Origin of the sequence: Agromyces sp. G08B096 (assembly GCF_040267705.1) — a bacterium.
In the GTDB taxonomy this organism is placed as follows: domain Bacteria; phylum Actinomycetota; class Actinomycetes; order Actinomycetales; family Microbacteriaceae; genus Agromyces.
On record NZ_CP158374.1, the window covers coordinates 3,190,316 to 3,203,419 of the forward strand.

At 71.1% G+C, this 13,104-nt stretch carries 13 protein-coding genes; 7 read left to right on the forward strand and 6 right to left on the reverse strand.

Features of this window, described 5'->3' with window-relative positions; translation table 11 throughout:
• The first annotated feature begins 309 nt into the window (after positions 1–309).
• A complete protein-coding gene (locus ABIQ69_RS15240; protein WP_350350033.1) occupies positions 310–1,224 on the forward strand; it encodes a formylglycine-generating enzyme family protein in 915 nt (304 codons plus the stop codon).
• A gap of 58 nt (positions 1,225–1,282) precedes the next feature.
• Here the strand turns inward: ABIQ69_RS15240 and ABIQ69_RS15245 are convergent, their stop codons facing one another.
• The 5 genes from ABIQ69_RS15245 to ABIQ69_RS15265 all read right to left on the reverse strand — a co-directional run bounded on the left by ABIQ69_RS15245 (position 1,283) and on the right by ABIQ69_RS15265 (position 6,725).
• Complete coding sequence (locus tag ABIQ69_RS15245) at positions 1,283–2,236, reverse strand: HAD family hydrolase (protein WP_350347975.1); 954 nt, start codon at positions 2,234–2,236, stop codon at positions 1,283–1,285.
• A 1-nt stretch (position 2,237) separates the two neighbouring features.
• Complete coding sequence (locus ABIQ69_RS15250) at positions 2,238–4,586, reverse strand: arylsulfatase (RefSeq protein ID WP_350347976.1); 2,349 nt, start codon at positions 4,584–4,586, stop codon at positions 2,238–2,240.
• A 79-nt stretch (positions 4,587–4,665) separates the two neighbouring features.
• A complete protein-coding gene (locus tag ABIQ69_RS15255) occupies positions 4,666–6,210 on the reverse strand; it encodes an FAD-dependent oxidoreductase (protein ID WP_350347977.1) in 1,545 nt (514 codons plus the stop codon).
• Positions 6,211–6,272: 62 nt separating this feature from the next.
• Positions 6,273–6,545, reverse strand: a complete 273-nt coding sequence (locus tag ABIQ69_RS15260) for a glutaredoxin family protein (protein WP_350347978.1) — start codon at positions 6,543–6,545, stop codon at positions 6,273–6,275.
• 81 nt (positions 6,546–6,626) lie between these two features.
• Positions 6,627–6,725 carry an AURKAIP1/COX24 domain-containing protein gene (locus tag ABIQ69_RS15265; RefSeq protein WP_003792170.1) on the reverse strand — a complete coding sequence of 33 codons (99 nt, stop codon included), beginning with the start codon at positions 6,723–6,725 and terminating at the stop codon, positions 6,627–6,629.
• Between the two features lie 131 nt (positions 6,726–6,856).
• Between ABIQ69_RS15265 and ABIQ69_RS15270 the strand changes: the two genes are divergently transcribed.
• Positions 6,857–7,366: a GNAT family N-acetyltransferase gene (locus tag ABIQ69_RS15270; protein WP_350347979.1), complete on the forward strand. Its 510-nt coding sequence runs from the start codon at positions 6,857–6,859 to the stop codon at positions 7,364–7,366.
• 28 nt (positions 7,367–7,394) lie between these two features.
• Complete coding sequence (locus ABIQ69_RS15275; RefSeq protein ID WP_350347980.1) at positions 7,395–7,877, forward strand: anthrone oxygenase family protein; 483 nt, start codon at positions 7,395–7,397, stop codon at positions 7,875–7,877.
• Between the two features lie 3 nt (positions 7,878–7,880).
• Here the strand turns inward: ABIQ69_RS15275 and ABIQ69_RS15280 are convergent, their stop codons facing one another.
• Positions 7,881–8,315 carry a metalloregulator ArsR/SmtB family transcription factor gene (locus ABIQ69_RS15280; protein ID WP_350347981.1) on the reverse strand — a complete coding sequence of 145 codons (435 nt, stop codon included), beginning with the start codon at positions 8,313–8,315 and terminating at the stop codon, positions 7,881–7,883.
• Between the two features lie 71 nt (positions 8,316–8,386).
• Here ABIQ69_RS15280 and ABIQ69_RS15285 point away from each other — a divergent pair, with 71 nt between their 5' ends.
• The 4 genes from ABIQ69_RS15285 to ABIQ69_RS15300 are packed head-to-tail and all read left to right on the forward strand — an operon-like array spanning position 8,387 to position 13,099.
• On the forward strand, positions 8,387–9,832 hold the full coding sequence (locus tag ABIQ69_RS15285; protein WP_350347982.1) for a potassium transporter TrkG: 1,446 nt from the start codon (positions 8,387–8,389) through the stop codon (positions 9,830–9,832).
• Positions 9,825–10,493, forward strand: a complete 669-nt coding sequence (locus ABIQ69_RS15290; protein WP_350347983.1) for a TrkA family potassium uptake protein — start codon at positions 9,825–9,827, stop codon at positions 10,491–10,493. Before ABIQ69_RS15285 ends, ABIQ69_RS15290 begins: the two co-directional genes overlap by 8 nt.
• 60 nt (positions 10,494–10,553) lie before the next feature.
• Positions 10,554–11,480: an ABC transporter ATP-binding protein gene (locus ABIQ69_RS15295; RefSeq protein ID WP_350347984.1), complete on the forward strand. Its 927-nt coding sequence runs from the start codon at positions 10,554–10,556 to the stop codon at positions 11,478–11,480.
• Positions 11,477–13,099 carry an ABC transporter permease subunit gene (locus tag ABIQ69_RS15300; RefSeq protein WP_350347985.1) on the forward strand — a complete coding sequence of 541 codons (1,623 nt, stop codon included), beginning with the start codon at positions 11,477–11,479 and terminating at the stop codon, positions 13,097–13,099. The genes ABIQ69_RS15295 and ABIQ69_RS15300 overlap by 4 nt, the downstream gene beginning before the upstream one ends.
• The last annotated feature ends 5 nt before the right edge of the window (positions 13,100–13,104 follow it).

Genomic DNA, 13,104 nt, shown 5'->3' on the forward strand with positions numbered 1-13,104 from the left:
CTCGCCTCGCCCACCTCCACCCGTCGAAGCCCTTCCGGCACCGTCGACGGCTCACCCCGCCGCCGCCCTGTGGAGGGACGCTTCACCGGCGGCGGGCGTCCGCCCGGTGCTGCCCGCGCCTCCCCGGCGCCCCGAGTCCTCCACTCACCCGTCGGCGCACGATGTCGCTCGAACCGTCGTTGAGCACCCCGAATGGCAGCGGTTTGAGCGACATCACTGGATAGGAGGAGCAGGGAAGGCAAGGGGAAGAGGAAGGCGAGGGGAGGCGCGGACGCCGCGTAGGCTCGGAGGGTGACCGAGACGACGCCGATGGTGCGGGTGCCCGCGGGACGGTTCCGCATGGGCTCCGCCGAGTTCTACGCCGACGAGACGCCGGTGCACGAGCGCGAGGTCGCGGCGTTCGAGATCGACATCCACCCGGTGACGACCCGGCAGTTCGCCGCCTTCGTCGAGGACACCGGCTACGTCACCGTCGCCGAGCGTCCGCTCGACCCCGCCGAGTTCCCCGGCGCCGACCCGGCCGACCTCGTGCCCGGCGGCCTGGTCTTCACCCCGACGCCCGGCCCCGTCGACCTGCGCGATTGGCGTCAGTGGTGGCGATGGGGGGCCGGAGCGTCGTGGCGTCGCCCGTTCGGTGCCGACGGGCCCGACGCCCTCGACGAACGCGGCGATCACCCGGTCGTGCAGGTGAGCTTCGAGGATGCCTCCGCCTACGCCGCGTGGGCCGGGAAGCGGCTGCCGACGGAACCCGAGCTCGAGTACGCCGCCCGCGGCGGCCTCGACGGCGCGCGCTTCGCGTGGGGCGATGAGGAACGACCCGACGGCCGCGTCATGGCCAACCGGTGGCAGGGGCACTTCCCGTACGAGACCGACGTGCCCGACGGCTGGGCCGGCACCTCCCCCGTGATGACGTATCCGGCCAATGGCTACGGCCTGTACGACGTCGCCGGCAACGTCTGGGAGTGGACGACCGACTACTACACGCCCCGCCACCTCGTACCGGGTGCCGAAGACGCCGCGGTCGACGCGGGCGCCCGGCCGAATCTGCTCGCCGCCGCGTCGGCCGAGCCCGGCTCGCGGATCCCCCGCCGGGTGCTGAAGGGCGGGTCGCACCTCTGCTCGCCCGAGTACTGCCTCAGGTACCGGCCCGCGGCCCGCTCGCCGCAGTCCGACGACACGGCGACGAGCCACATCGGCTTCCGCTGCGTCCGCGACGCGGCCTGAGCGGCCGTTCAGCCCGAGGTCGCCCCGAGGCATCCATCACGGCATCGGGTGAGGCCGCTCAGCCCGAGGCATCCCGCTCGGCGTCGGCCGGGAAGACGGTCGCCCAGTCGCGGCGGACGCTCACGACCGTGAACCCGTGCTCGGATGCCGCGGCGAGCGCCTGCTCCGCGCCGGCGTCGTAGGGCTGATCGCCGCGGCCGGTGTCGTCGTCGTGGTGGACGAGGAGGCTGAGCGATCGGGGCGCTCCGCCGACGTACGTGAGCATCGGCACGTCGCCGTTGGAGTTCCCGGCCGCGAGGATCGGGCGCCGGCCGATGGCGGTCCAGATGCGGATCGGCTTCTCGGGGCCGTCGTCCATGAAGTCGAAGGCGGTGCCGTAGCGCACCTCGTTCGAGGCCTCGTCGTACTCGAGGCCGACCGCCGACCCGATGACCCGTTCGACGGGGATGCCGTAGTACTCGGCGCTCATCGGCCGCATGAAGTCGCGGTCGCCGCCCGAGACGAGGTAGGTCGTGAAGCCGTGCTGCTCGAGGTGCCGCAGCAGTTCGAGCATCGGCTGGTAGATCGCCTCGCGGTACGGCCGGTGCAGCACGGGATGCCTCGCCTCACGGTAGAAGGCGGCGACCTGCTCCGCGTACCGCTCGACCGATTCGTGCGCCGTCGACCCGAGGATCGCGCCGATCATCTGCTTCAGGTCGGTGTCGTCGCCCGCGTAGTGGCGATCGAGGGCGCCGCCGAGCCAGGCCAGGTCCCCGCTGACGGCCGCGCGGTACGGCTGGCGGTCGGCGAGCGATGGGTCGGCGGAGGCCTGGCGCTTCCAGCCCTCGACGATGAAGTGCAGCTGCACCGGCATGGGCTTCTCGGTCCACAGTGTGCCGTCGTTGTCGAAGACGGCGACGCGCTCGGCCTCGGGCAGCGCGTCGGGGCCCGACGAGACCGACTCCACGAACGCGAGGATCGCGTCGCGGGTCGGCCCGTCGGACCACGACGGAAGCGGGCGGGCTCCGGTCACGTCAGTCGCGGGCCATGGCCGCCGCGAGGTGCGCTTCCAGATCGACGTACGCGTCGTCGGCGATGTCGAACACGACCTTGCGGATCTCACCGTTCACGAACGGGAAGTTCGACCCGGCGTAGTCGGCGGCGACGGCGTCGGCCGAGTCGTACCCGATGCACAGCCCCTCGCCGCAGAGCGAGAAGTGGCCGAGCACCGTGCGGATCTCGGTCTCCGCGACCTGCTGGTCGTCGATGTACAGCTTCAGCGGCCCGATGCCCTCCCGGTAGTCACCCATCCGCTCCTTCGTGAAGTCGACGCCGATGATGTGCGGCCCCGAGGTGGGCGCCGGCGCGGCCACCCGGTAGATCGGCGGGACGCCGAGGAAGTTGTACACGTAGACGATCTGCCCGTCTTTCACGAACAGGGCATGGCCGCCGAACCGGGATCCGTGGGCGAAGATCACGCCCTCGGTCGTGGGCGTGAGGTCGACCTCGGCGAGCACCTTGTACGAGACGCCGTGCGTGTTCGCCGCCGACCGCTCGGGCACCTCCGACGTGCCCGGATAGTACGTGTACTGGCCCGACGGCGGCACCGGGACGTGGAACTCCATCTTGTTGACGAAGAGGTCGAAGTCCTCGGGGTTGGCGATGATCGCGAGGTCGTTCAGCGGCAGCACGAGGTTGCGCTTCGCCTCCGACATCCACAGCTCCTTCAGCTCTTCGAGCTTCTCAGGATGCTCCGCCGCGAGGTCGTGGGCCTCGGCCCGGTCGACGTCGGTGTGGAAGAGCTGCCAGACGTCCTCCTCGTACTTCCCGCGCCCGCTGATCGGACCGTGCTCGGTGACCGCCTTCCAGCCCTCGTGCCAGATGCCGCGGTTGCCGAACATCTCGTAGTACTGCGTCTGCTTCTGCGTGGCACCGTCGGGCTCGGCGTCGAAGCTGTACCGCATCGAGACGCCGTCGAGCGGACGCTGGGTGACGCCGTTGTACTCGTCGGGCAGTTCGACACCGCAGGCATCGAGGATGGTCGCGACGATGTCGGTCGAGTGGTGGTACTGGTTGCGCACTTCGCCGCGCGCCTTCATACCGGCGGGCCACGAGATGACGAGCGGGTCGCAGACCCCGCCCTGGTAGACGTACCGCTTGAACATGCGGTACGGCGTCGAGAACGCTGCAGCCCACCCGGTCGGGTAATGGTTGTAGGTGTCGGGGCTGCCGAGCTTGTCGACGAGGCGGAGGTTCTCCTCGAGCGAGTCGGGGTAGCCGCCGAAGATCTTGCCCTCGTTGACCGAACCGTTCGGGCTGCCCTCACCGGAGGCGCCGTTGTCGGCGGCGTAGATGACGAGCGTGTTCTCCAGCTGCCCGGATTCCTCGAGGTAGTCGATGATGCGGCCGACCTGGGCGTCGGTGTACTCGCTGAAGCCGGCGTACACCTCGGCCATGCGGCAGAACATCGCCTTCTCCTCGTCGCTGAGCTCGGCCCAGGGCCGCACCCGGTCGGTCTCGGAGAACGTGCCCTCCGGCATCGGGTTGAGGGGGGTGAGTTCGGTGCCCTCGGGCAGGATGCCCTTCTCGAGCATGCGCGCGAGCACCCACTCGCGGTACGCCTCGTAGCCGTCGTCGAAGGCGCCCTTGTACTTGTCGATGTACTCCTGCGGCGCGTGGTGCGGCGCGTGGTTCGCGCCGCGGCAGAACCAGAGGTACCAGGGCTTGTCGGGCTCGGTCTGCTTGACGTCGCGGATCATCTTCAGCGCCTGATCGGCGAGGTCCTTGGAGAGGTGGTAGCCCTCTTCAGGGGTGTAGGGCTGCTCGATGTAGTGGTTGTCCTCGGCGAGCGACGGGTACCAGTTGTTCGTCTCGCCGCCGATGAACCCGTAGAAGCGGTCGTAGCCCTGCGCGAGCGGCCAGTTCTTCTTGGACGCACCGGCCGTCCATTCGTCGATCGGCACGTTGTGGTTCTTTCCGACCCAGAACGTCGCCCATCCGGCGTCGCGGAGCAGGTGCGCCATCGGCACGTTCTCCGGCGGGATGTGCGAGTTGTAACCCCGGAAGCCGGTCGACGACTCGGAGATCGTCGCGAAGCCGTTCGAGTGGTGGTTGCGGCCGGTGAGGAAGGTCGATCGCGTCGGCGAGCACAGCGCAGTGGTGTGCCACTGCGTGTAGGTCAGCCCGTCGGCCGCGAGCCGCTCCATCGTGGGCATGTTGATCCGGCCGCCGTAGGGCGACCACGCCGCCTGGCCGGTGTCGTCGTACAGCACCACGAGCACGTTCGGGGCGCCCTCGGGCGCCGTATCTGGGAGGAACGCCTCCCAGTCGCCGACCGAGTCACGGACGTCGAGTTCGATCTTCCCCTGGAACTCCCGAGCCAATTGGATCCCCCTCTGCATGGCGGTGGGGGGCGCTCACCGACCCCCTGCCGCCACCCTAGGCGGCGGACGTGCGACTCGGCTAGATCTGCGACGCCGCCGGCAGGCGCGGGAGATCGCGGAGCGCGGGCCCCTCGATCCGGCGCCCGTCGGCGGTGAACCGCGAGGCGTGCAGCGGGCAGTCCCAGGTCTGCTCAGCGGAGTTCCACCGCACGATCCCACCGAGGTGCGGGCACACCGCCGACACCCGGCAGGTGTCACCATCGACGGTCGCGGTCGCCACCGGACGGATGCCTCGCCGCCCGACCGTCCCCTCGCCGTCGGCGGGGGCATCCGTGGTCTCGGGGGTCGTGAGGGCGCGGGCCCAGCCGGTGACCGCGCGACCGAGCACCTTGGCGTTGCCGAGCGCGCCGGCGGCGAGGTCGGCCGGCACGGTGAGGCGGGTGCCGATGACCTGCGCCCATCCGGGTCGGCGGGCGCCCTGGTCGGCGAGGAGTTCGGCGGTGAGCCGGATGGCGGCGCCGGCGGCGTTCGTGAGTCCCCATTTCGCGTAACCGGTGGCGAGGAAGACGCGCCCGCGGCCGCGGGGCATCCGCCCGACGAACGGCAGCCGGTTGAACGACTCGTAGTCCTGCGCGGCCCAGACGACTGGATCCGCCGCGTCGGGGAACCAGGCGGCCGCCCAGTCGAGCAGGCGTCGGCGTTCGACGGCCAGCCGTTCGGTGTCGCCGACATCGACGGAGCCGCCACCGATCCAGAGCCGCTCCTGGCCGCCGGAACCGGCACGTCGGATGCTCCGCACGGGTTGGTCGACGGAGATGAACAGCCCGTCCGGGGCGTTCGACGGCAGCGTGAACGACGCGATCTGCGACCGCGACGGCGAGAGCTTGGCGAAGTAGTGCCCGCGATCGAGGATGGGCGTGCCGGTGGCGATGACGACGCGTTCGGCGGTGAGCATGCCGCGCGCGGTGCGCACCACGACCGGGTCGGCCGCCCGGACGCCGAGCGCGCGCACCCCGGTGACGATCCGCACCCCCGCCGCCTCCGCGGCCCGGGCGAGTGCGGCGACGAGTTCGGCCGGGTCGAGGGCGAGCTGGCCGGGCAGCGCGGCGGCGCCGAGCAGCGGGAAGGGCACGTCGAGCCGGTCGACGCGTTCGACCGGCAGGCCCGCCTCTCGGGCGGCGGCGACTTCGGCGTCGACGCGTTCGAGTCCCTCGGGCGACTGGGCGTAGCTGTACGCGGTCGCCTCGCGGAACGGCACGCCCTCGCGCTCGCAGAACGCGCGGAGCCAGTGCTGCCCCGATCGGTTGGCGTCGACGTACGCGCGCACGAGCCGGGCGGGGTGGTGACGTCGGATGGTCGCGAGCCGGGTGCCCTGCAGCAGGGTCGCCTTGCCGGTGTTGCGCCCGCTCGCGAGCTCGCCCGGGCTCCCCTGCTCCACGACGAGGACCCGCACGCCGCGTTCGGCGAGCATGATCGCCGTGCACAGCCCGGTGAGGCCGGCTCCGATGATGAGCACCTCGGCGTCGGGCGCGCGCCCGTCGACCGGTCCGTGCCGGCCCGCCGGGTCGTGCAGGTCGGCCGGCTCGCGCCGGCCGGCGGGTCGGATGTCTCGCTGCCCGTCCATGCCCCAAGTCAAGGCGCCGCGGCGGTCGGGCGGCCAGGCCTTGACGAGTGGCGGACCCGGCTCTACCGGCCGGCCTCGAGCAGTGCGGACTTCAGCCGAACGGGGTCGATGCGCCAGTAACCGTGCACGTCGTCGTCGATGAGCACGACGGGGATCTCCTCGGCGTACCGCTCCGCGAGCGCCGGGTCGTCGAGGATGGAGAGCTCTTCGAACGCGAACTCGGGTGCGTCGGGCTGTGCCGCGACCTCCTCGCGCACCGCGGCGACCACGTCGCGGGCATCGTCGCAGAGGTGGCATCCGGGTTTGCCGACGAGGGTGAGGCGGTGCTGGGTCACCCTCTCAGGGTACGCCGAAGGGCGCAGCGAAAAGCGCCGGGCCGACGAGGCCCGACGCTCAGCCAGTGGTCGTGCGTGCGACTACTTCTTGTTGCGACGCTGGTGGCGCGTCTTGCGAAGCAGCTTGCGGTGCTTCTTCTTCGCCATGCGCTTGCGACGCTTCTTGATGACGGAACCCATCAGTACCTCACTGGAAACTCGAGCCGGCGGCGCGTGCCGCTGCCGGGGGCGGGAAAAGCCTCGGGATAGTCTAGCCGATTCGGCCAAGTGCCCCGTTCGGGGTGCGCCGGCTCCTGCGATAGCGTCGAAGGATGCCTCGCCCGAACCTCATCATCCGCACCACGCGCGAGGACGACTGGGCGGCCGTGCGGGCGCTCCGCCTCGAGATGCTGCGCGACTATCCGCTCGCCTTCGGCGAGACGCTCGAGCACGCGCTGCAGGTCGAGGAGGCCGTGTGGCGGCAGCGTGCGCGCCGCGGCGAGACGCCGGGACAGACCTCGGTGGTCGCCATCGAGGGCGAGCGCTGGGTCGGGCACATGGGCGGCTACTTCCCGGATGCCGCGACCGGGCCGATGCTCGTCGGCGTCTACGTCGCGCCCGACCGGCGCGGCGACGACTGGGGCGTCTCGCGGGGCCTCCTCGCCGCGGTCGAGGAGTGGGCCGCGCAGTACGGGTCCACGCTGCGACTGGAAGTGCATGAGGACAACCCCCGCGCCCAGCGGTTCTACGAGAAGCTCGGGTTCACGCTCACCGGCAGCAGCCGTCCGTACGAGCTCGCGCCCGGCGGACTCGAGCTGGAGATGATCAAGCGCCTCTCCTGAGGTCGGCAGGCTCCGCCAGACTGAGGGGATGTCGACGCTCATCGTGATCCTGCTCGTCGCCTCCGTCGTGGGCTCCGGCGTCGCCGGCGGGGTGTTCTTCGCCTTCTCGGGGTTCGTGGTGCAGGGGCTCGACCTCGTGCCCGCCGCCGCCGCGGCCCGCGCCATGCGCGGCATCAACGTGACGGCGCTTCGCCCCCCGCTCATGCTCGAGCTGTTCGGGACGGCGCTCGTCGCGGTCGCGGTGGCGGTGCTCGCATTCGTCGCGGGCAGCGACGCCGCGTGGTGGATCGCCGCCGCCGCCGTGATCTACCTGGTGAGCGTGGTCGTCGTCACGGGTGGCGCGAACGTGCCGCGGAACACGGCGCTCGCCGCCGCAGCCGACGACGACGCCTCGCTCGCCCGGGCCTGGGCCGCCTTCCGTCCGGGATGGCTCGCGTGGAACCACGTGCGGGCGGGCGGGGCATCCGTCTCGTGCGCCCTGTTCGCGATCGCGCTCGCGCTCGTCTGGTGACCGCTACTTGCGGCCGACGACCGAGGTGACCTTCTGCGCCGTCTCGGCGAACGCCTTGCCGATCGCGGAAGCGAACGCGCGCTGCTCCTGGCTGAGCCCCGCGGCGGCCGCGGCGGACTCGGCCGACGCGAGCGTCGCGGCATCGGCCGCGGCGCCGTCGGAGAGGAAGGGGATGAGCCAGTCCTCGAGCTGCTCGAGCGGAGCTCGGTCGAGCTTGTAATACCGGTGCTGCCCCTCCTCGCGCACCGCCACGAGCCCCGCCTCGCGCAGCACCTTGAGGTGCTTCGAGACGGTCGGCTGGCTGGTGCCGAGGGCGGTCACGATCTCCGACACGCTGATCTCGCCGCCCGACTGGGGCGCGTCGGTCTCGCGTTCGAGGAGGACGCCAAGGATGTCGCGCCGGGTCCGGTCCGCCACCACGTCGAAGATGTCCGCCATGGCTCAAGGCTAGTCATTCGCGCCGGGGAGTACCATGACACACGCGTCGCGGAGGCATCGGAGGGGGCTGCATGGCAACTCGGGCGATGAGGCCGCGCGGTCGCTTCGATCAGCGGTCCTGGCTGGGCCGGGCCCGCGACGCCCTCGACGGGCTCGTGAAGCACTCGCCGTCGCGCTTCGCGATCCTGATCTTCGCCGGGCTCATCCTCATCTTCACGCTGCTGTTCTCGCTGCCCATCGCCCGGGCCGGCGAGGGCTCGAGCGCCCCCCTGCACGACGCCCTGTTCACCGCCGTCTCCGTGATCTGCGTCACCGGCCTCGCGACCGTCGACATGGCGACGTACTGGTCGCCGTTCGGTCACACGCTCGTCTTCGTCGGCGTGAACATCGGCGGCATCGGCGTGCTCACGCTCGCGTCGATCCTCGGCCTCGTCATCTCGCGGCGCCTCGGCCTGCGGGCCAAGCTCATCGCGGCGAGCGACACGAACCCGTCGCGCATCCACGTGGGCCCCGTCGCCGAGCGGCAGGCGGTGCGCCTCGGCGAGGTGGGCGGGCTGCTCGCCACGGTCGCGATCAGCGCCCTCGTCATCGAGGTCGTGATCGCGGTCGCGATGATCCCGAGCATGCTGATCGCCGGGTACGACTGGTGGCACTCGACCTGGTACAGCTTCTACTACTCGGCCATGGCGTTCACGAACACCGGCTTCGCGCCGAATCCGGGCGGGCTCGCGCCCTTCGTGGACGATTACTGGTTCCAGTCGCTGCTCATGATCGGGGTCTTCCTCGGCAGCCTCGGCTTCCCCGTGATCTTCGCGCTCGCTCGCGCCTGGCGTCAGCCCCGCAAGTGGAGCGTGCATGTCAAGCTCACGCTCACCACCACGACGATCCTGTTCGTCGCGGGCGCGGCCATGTTCCTGCTGCTCGAGCACGCGAACCCGAAGACCTACGGCCACCTCGACGCGGGGCCGACGATCTACCAGTCGTTCTTCATGTCGATGATGACGAGGTCGGGCGGCTTCGCGACGATCGACATGCACGACCTCTACGGGTCGAGCCAGCTCGTGAGCAGCATGCTCATGTTCGTCGGCGGCGGGTCGGCATCCACCGCCGGTGGCATCAAGGTGACCACGCTCGCGGTGCTGTTCCTCGCGGCGTTCGCCGAGGCCCGCGGGGCCCCCTCGATGGAGGCCTTCGGCCGGCGCATCCCGCGCGACATGCTCCGCCTCTCGGTGAGCGTCGTGCTCTGGGGCGCGACCATCGTGGCGGTGTCCTCGATCGTGATCCTGCAGATCACGAAAGCGCCGTTCGAGAACGTGCTGTTCGACGTCATCTCGGCGTTCGCGACCTGCGGCCTGTCGACCGGCCTGACCGCCGAGCTGCCGCCGTCGGGCGTGTACGTGATGGCAGCGACGATGTTCATGGGCCGTGTCGGGACCGTCACCCTCGCCGCCGCCCTCGCAGCCAGCCAGAAGCGGCAGCTGTTCAAACGACCGGAAGAGAGGCCCATCGTTGGTTGATCGCATCAGACACGACGCCCCCGTCCTCGTCATCGGCCTCGGCCGTTTCGGCGCGGCGACGGCCGGCCAGCTCGACCGCCTCGGACGCGAGGTGCTCGCCGTCGACACCGACGAGGGGCTGGTCCAGAAGTGGTCGGAGCGCGTGACCCACGCCGTGGTCGCCGACGCGAAGTCCATCGACGCGCTGAAGCAGATCGGGGCGCAGGACTTCTCGATCGCCGTGTGCGCGGTGGGGTCGTCGGTGGAGGCATCCGTGCTCATCACCGCCAACCTCGTCGACCTGAAGATCCCGCAGATCTGGGCGAAGGCGATCTCGGCCTCGCATGGCAAGATCCTCGAGCGCATCGGCGCGAACCACGTGATCTACCCCGAGCGGGAGGCCGGCGAGCGCACAGCCCACCTCGTCTCGGGCCGGATGCTCGACTTCATCGAGTTCGACGACGACTTCGCGCTCGTGAAGATGTACCCGCCGAAACCGATCCGCGGGAAGAATCTGACCGAGTCGGGCGTGCGCAGCCGGTACCGGGTCACGGTCGTTGGTGTGAAGAGCCCGGGCAAGCCGTTCACCTACGCGACGGAGCAGACGGTGGTCTCGAACCACGACCTCATCATCGTCTCGGGCACCGAGGGCGACATCGAGAAGTTCGCCGCGCTGGAGTAGTGCCGTCGATTCCGTTTCGGGAATTCACAAATTTGTGAAATCGGCGTAGCATCCCCGTCTATGACGACAGTGATCAGTGCGCGCGGCCTCGAGAAGCGATTCGGCCGCACCATCGCGCTCGACGGATTCGACCTCGAGGTCGAAGCGGGTGAGGTCCACGGATTCCTGGGGCCCAACGGCGCCGGCAAGTCCACCACCATCCGCATCCTGCTCGGGCTCGCCAGAGCCTCCGGCGGCCGGGCCACCCTGTTCGGCGAGGACCCGTGGACGCACGCCGCCGAGCTCCATCGGCGCGTCGCCTACGTGCCCGGCGACGTGAGCCTCTGGCCGAACCTCACGGGCGGCGAGGCCATCGACCTGCTGTCGCGGCTGCGCGGCGGCACCGAGGACCGGGCCGCGTACACCGCCCGGCGTCAGCGCCTGCTCGAGGTGTTCCAGCTCGACCCCCGCAAGAAGGGCCGCGCGTACTCCAAGGGCAACCGGCAGAAGGTCGCCCTCGTCGCCGCGTTCGCGACGCCCGCCGAGCTGTACATCCTCGACGAGCCGACGAGCGGGCTCGACCCCCTGATGGAGCAGGTCTTCAACCGGGAGATCGCGCGCGTCGCGGCCGAGGGCGCGACCGTTCTGCTCTCGAGCCACATCCTCTCCGAGGTGGAGGAGCTGTGCGACCGGGTGAGCATCATCCGCGCGGGGCGCACGGTCGAGTCGGGCACGCTCGCCGAGCTCCGCCACCTCACCCGCACCCAGATCGCGTTCGCCGCCGACGGCGCGGGAGCGCCGCCCGCCATCGAGGGCGTGCACGACGTCGTCGTCGACCACGGACGCGTGAGCTTCACCGTCGACAGCGACCGGGTCGCCGACCTCCTGCCCGAGCTCGGACGGATGGGCGTGCAGGGGCTCACCGTCGCCCCGCCGTCGCTCGAGGAGCTGTTCCTCCGGCACTACGGCGACGAGCTCGCCACCGCCGGCGAGGGGGCCGGAGCGTGAGCGAGCTCGCCGCACTGCTCGGCCAGCGCCTCCGGCGCGACCGGTGGCAGCTGCTGCTCTGGATCCTCGGCACGTCGCTGCTCGCGTACGCCTCGGTCTCGGCGGTGGACGACACGTACGGGGAGGAGTCCGACCGGGAGGAGATCCTCGCCGTGGCGATCGCCACGCGGACGATCCTGATCTTCCGCGGCACACCGAACGGCACCGACGAGGGCGCTTTCGTATTCTTCCTCCTATTCGCCTGGCTCGCCCTCATGGGCGGCCTGATGAGCACGTTCCTCGCGGTGCGGCACACCCGCGCCGAGGAGGAGCAGGGCCGGGCCGAGCTGATCGCGGCGACGCCGGCCGGGCGAATCCTGCCGACCGTCGCGACCGTGGTGCACGGCGTGCTCGCGAACGTCGTGCTCGGGCTCGGCATCGCCGTGGCCTGGATCGCGACGGGGCTCGACCCGGCGGGCTCGTTCACCGCGGGAGCGGCGATGGCGGCCTCCGGGGTCGCGTTCCTCGCCTTCGGGCTGGTCGCCGCGCAGCTGTTCCGCACCTCGCGGTCGGCGAACAGCTGGTCGGTCGGGTTCGTGCTGGCGGCGTACCTCCTCCGCGGCATCGGCGATGCGGCCGGCACCCCGACCGACGATCTGCAGCACGTGACGCCCGCGTGGCCGAGCCTGCTCTCGCCCATCGGGTACGGCCAGATGACGGGCGCCTACGTCGAGAACGACCTGCTTCCGCTCCTGGTGCCCCTGGCGTTCGCGGCCGTGGCGGTCGCCGGGGTGTTCTGGCTGCAGTCGGTGCGCGACCAGGGTGCGAGCCTCGTCGCCGGGCGTGCAGGCCGTGCCTCGGCCGGCGGCTCGCTGTCGTCCTCCTTCGGCCTGGCGTGGCGACTGAACACCGGCATCCTCGCGGCGTGGACGGTGGGCGGCATCGCCACCGGCCTCCTCGCCACCTCGCTCTCGTCGGTCATCGAGCAGGCCGCGGGCACCTCGCCGGAGATCGTCGACACGCTGCGCGCCGCGATCGGCGACGACGCGACGCTCGAGCAGGCCTTCATCGCGACGTTCTACGGCGTCGTCGGCATCCTGGCGGCCTGCTGCGCCGTGCAGGTCGGCATCCGGGCGCGGCAGGAGGAGGCGCACGGCACGGCGGAGCTCGTCCTCGCGACCCCGGTGCCGCGCGTCCGCTGGCTGCTCGAGTACGCGATCGTCGGCGCCGCGGTGATCGTCATCGTGCTGGCCGCCTCGGCGGCGGCCGGCGTGCTCGGCGCGCTCGCCGGCGACGCCCCGGCCGACCTGGTCCCGAACGTCCTCGAGGCTGCGGCGGCGCAGCTGCCCGCGTGCCTGGTCTTCCTCGGCCTGACGCTGCTCGTGTTCGCGTTCGCCCCGCGGGCGACGGTCGCGGTGGGCTGGACGATCGTCGGCCTCGGCGCGATCCTCGGCACGTTCGGCCCGATCCTGCAGCTGCCCGACGCGTTGGTCGACCTGTCGCCGTTCGCGCACTCCCCCGTTCCGGCGGGCGAGGACACCGACTGGACGGGCGGGTTCTGGATGCTCGGCATCGGCGTCGCCGCCGCCGCGATCGCGGTCGCGTCGATGCGTCGGAGGGAACTCGCGACCGGCGGCTGAGAGAC

Bases quoted from the DNA above. Each gene is read 5' to 3' on its own strand.
- ABIQ69_RS15265 (WP_003792170.1), bottom strand. From the start codon at position 6,725: ATGGGTTCCGTCATCAAGAAGCGTCGCAAGCGCATGGCGAAGAAGAAG.
- ABIQ69_RS15275 (WP_350347980.1), top strand. From the start codon at position 7,395: ATGTCGACGCTCATCGTGATCCTGCTCGTCGCCTCCGTCGTGGGCTCC.
- ABIQ69_RS15270 (WP_350347979.1), top strand. From the start codon at position 6,857: ATGCCTCGCCCGAACCTCATCATCCGCACCACGCGCGAGGACGACTGG.
- ABIQ69_RS15280 (WP_350347981.1), bottom strand. From the start codon at position 8,315: ATGGCGGACATCTTCGACGTGGTGGCGGACCGGACCCGGCGCGACATC.
- ABIQ69_RS15255 (WP_350347977.1), bottom strand. From the start codon at position 6,210: ATGGACGGGCAGCGAGACATCCGACCCGCCGGCCGGCGCGAGCCGGCC.
- ABIQ69_RS15285 (WP_350347982.1), top strand. From the start codon at position 8,387: ATGGCAACTCGGGCGATGAGGCCGCGCGGTCGCTTCGATCAGCGGTCC.
- ABIQ69_RS15295 (WP_350347984.1), top strand. From the start codon at position 10,554: ATGACGACAGTGATCAGTGCGCGCGGCCTCGAGAAGCGATTCGGCCGC.
- ABIQ69_RS15240 (WP_350350033.1), top strand. From the start codon at position 310: ATGGTGCGGGTGCCCGCGGGACGGTTCCGCATGGGCTCCGCCGAGTTC.